Genomic DNA, 3,057 nt, shown 5'->3' on the forward strand with positions numbered 1-3,057 from the left:
GGCCAGCAGCGTCGCCGCGGCCGCCAGGCCCGGCCCCCGGAGCGCCACCGGCATGGTCAGAAGGGGAGCTTGCGGAAGATCGGGCGCGGCACGTGGGTGAGCACGGCCATGACGCCGCCGAACGCGGCGGGGGCGAAGACGGCGCCCTTGCCCGCCCCGGACTTCTTGACCGCGATGCGGGCGACGTCGTCCTTGTTGATGGTGAGCGGTGCCTCTTTGACGTGCGCGGACATGCGGGTGCGGACCTGACCCGGGCGGATCACCAGGACGTCCACCCCGTACTCGTCGAGCGCGTAGCCCAGGCCCGTGTAGAAGGAGTCGAGCCCGGCCTTGGTGGAGCCGTAGACGAAGTTGGAGCGGCGGGCGCGGAGCCCGGCGGCCGAACTCATGGCGATGATCCGGCCGTATCCCTGCGTCTTCATCCGCTCGGCGAGCAGCACGCCCACCGAGACGGCGCCGGTGTAGTTGACCTGGGCGATCTGCACGGCCTTGCGCTGATCGGACCAGAGTTCCTCGTTCTCCCCGAGCAGGCCGAACGCCACGATGGCCACGTCGACGTCGCCCCCGGCGAAGATCTGCTCGAAGGCGGCCGGGTGGGAGTCGGTGGCGGCGGCGTCGAAGTCCACCACGTCGACGGCGGTGGCCCCGGCGGCCGTCATCTCGGCGCGCGCGTCCTCGATGCCCGGGTCTCCGGGGAGGCAGGCCAGCACCACGCGCATCGGCCCCTGCTGGAGGTACTCCCCGCAGATCGCCAGGCCGATCTCGGAGGTGCCTCCGAGCAGGAGCAGGGTCTGGGGGACGCCGACGGCATTGATCATGCGCAGGAGTCTACCGAGGCCTTCCCGCCGGAACGGGGAAGGTGGCCGGGACTACCCGGCGGGGCGCGTACCCCGTGGGGGTGGGCGGACCCCGGGAGGTGCCGGGGGCGGCCTCCGCGGTGCCCGTCTCCACGCGGTGGACGGCGGGGAGACGGCGACGAGGACGACGGCGGCGGCGACGGTGCGGAGGATCATGGCGGACTCCCGATCGGCCTCCGGGCGACCCTCGTCGTCCGGGGTCACCCTATTGTGGGCCCGCCGACGACCGCCTGTACAGCCCCCGGGTCAGAGCAGTTCGAGACGACGGCCCATGTCGGAGACGAAGACCCCGTGGGGGTCGATCCCACGGCGCGTGGCGATCCACGAGTCGATCTGCGGGTACATGGCGTGGAAACGCTCGGCAGGGACCCGCGAGTCCTTGGCGGTGTAGAGCCGGCCGCCCATCGACATGACCTTGGCGTCGAGCTCGTTGACGAACGCGTTCAGGCGGTCGTTGATGGGGAAGTCCACGCACACGTTCCACCCCTCCATGGGGAACGAGAGCGGGGCCTGGTTGCCGGGTCCGAAGAGCTTGAACACGTTGAGGAACGAGTAGTGGCCCGACCGCTGGATGTCGCCGATGATCTCCTTGAACCCGTCGACCGCCCCGGGCGGGACGATGAACTGGTACTGCAGGAAGCCGTCGGACCCGTACGCGCGGTTCCACTCCCCGAACAGATCGAGCATGTGATAGAAGGCCGGGAGGGTCTTGATCTTGTTCCGCGAGGTGCCGCCGAGGCGGTAGTAGACCTCGCCGATGGGGCCGAACGTGTACTTGTTGGCCAGGCCGTTGGGGAACACGTCCGGGAACGTGACCAGCGGCTTGGCGTTCATGGCCAGCGGGTCCCTGGCGAGCTTGGGTGCGTACTCCTCGAGCTGGGCCAGCGTGGCGAGCGAACCGCGGGACACCGCCGCGCGACCGAGCTTCGGGGGTGCGCTGATCGCGTCGAACCACGCCGAGGAGTAGGTGTACCTCGACTCGGAGCCGTCGGTGTGCAGCGCGATGGTCTCGTCGAGCGAGGCCGTCTGATCGGAGTCGGCCAGGAAGAAGGCGGTCTCGGTGCGGGTCATGGCGATCCACACCTTGAGGACCACGCCGGTGAGGCCGTTGCCGCCCACCGTGGCCCAGAAGAGCGTGCCCCCGGGGTCGTCGGACGTCCCGCCGGGCTCGAGGGTGAGGACCCGGCCGTCCGCGACGAGCAGCTCCATCCGGGTGACGTGGTTGCCGAACGACCCCGCCGAGTGGTGGTTCTTGCCGTGGATGTCGTGTCCGATCGCCCCGCCCACGGTGACCTGGCGCGTGCCCGGCAGGACCGGCACCCACAGGCCGAACGGCAGGGCGGCGCGCATGAGCTGGTCCAGGTTCACACCGGCGTCGACCACGGCGAGCGCCTTCTCGGCGTTTAGCTCGTGGATGCGGTTGAAGCGGCTCATGTCCAGCACGAGGCCGCCGGAGTTCTGCGCGCTGTCCCCGTACGAGCGGCCGAGTCCCCGGGCCACGACCCCGCGCCGCAGGTGTGCGGGACCGGAGGCGTTGGCGTCGTTGACCGCCGCGACGGCCGCCGAGATCTCCTCCACCGAGCGCGGGGTGAGCACATGGCTCACGGCCGGCGAGGTGCGTCCCCAGCCGGTGAGTCGCTTGAGTTCGGTGTCCAGGGCGGACTCGGCCGGGGGGGTCTGCTGCGTGGTGCTCACCCGGTCGAGGTTACCGCCGGGGTCGGCGATCAGCGGCACCCCGTGGTGAACGGCACGCCCCGGGCGCGGGCGTCGACCCAGTCGAGAGCGGGTCCGACCGCCGTGTAGGCGCCGGTCACGTGTTCTCCGGCCACGGGCGTGTACTCCACGTCCGCACCCGCCGCGCACCACTCGTCGACCAGCCTGTGGGCGGTCCACTCCGGGACGAAGGTGTCCCCGGGGCCCTGCGACGAGCCCGGGCCGGGGCCCATCGGGACGGTCGCGTCGGCGTGCCACACCTGCACGGGCCCGGTGGGGACCTCGCGGGGATCCGCCCCGTGGGCGGGGTCGGCGCGTCCCAGTCGGTTCCGCGCCATGACCTCGATCACCGTGGGATCGGTGCGGGGGTCGACGTCGGTGAGCGCCGACAGCGGGAAGGGAGCGAGTCCGCCGACCGTGTTGGTCGACGCGCAGGCGTCGCGGAGCTGGTGCGCCACCACATCACCGGTGTCGTTGAGCAGCGGGA

3 protein-coding genes are annotated in these 3,057 nt (G+C 71.3%); all 3 read right to left on the reverse strand.

What is annotated here, in order from left to right:
* Positions 1-56: 56 nt before the first annotated feature.
* On the reverse strand, positions 57-818 hold the full coding sequence (dprE2, locus tag G6017_RS11690) for a decaprenylphospho-beta-D-erythro-pentofuranosid-2-ulose 2-reductase (RefSeq protein ID WP_095717082.1): 762 nt from the start codon (positions 816-818) through the stop codon (positions 57-59).
* A 285-nt stretch (positions 819-1,103) separates the two neighbouring features.
* Positions 1,104-2,552, reverse strand: a complete 1,449-nt coding sequence (dprE1, locus tag G6017_RS11695) for a decaprenylphosphoryl-beta-D-ribose oxidase (RefSeq protein WP_095717189.1) — start codon at positions 2,550-2,552, stop codon at positions 1,104-1,106.
* Between the two features lie 29 nt (positions 2,553-2,581).
* Positions 2,582-3,057, reverse strand: a 476-nt coding sequence (locus tag G6017_RS11700) for a lipase family protein (protein WP_241731504.1), incomplete at its 5' end; no start/stop codon positions are given.

The organism is Dietzia sp. B44 (assembly GCF_014145245.1).
GTDB lineage: Bacteria > Actinomycetota > Actinomycetes > Mycobacteriales > Mycobacteriaceae > Dietzia > Dietzia natronolimnaea.

Excerpts from the sequence above, each read along its gene's own strand:
- dprE2 (WP_095717082.1), bottom strand. The coding sequence starts at position 818 with ATGATCAATGCCGTCGGCGTCCCCCAGACCCTGCTCCTGCTCGGAGGC.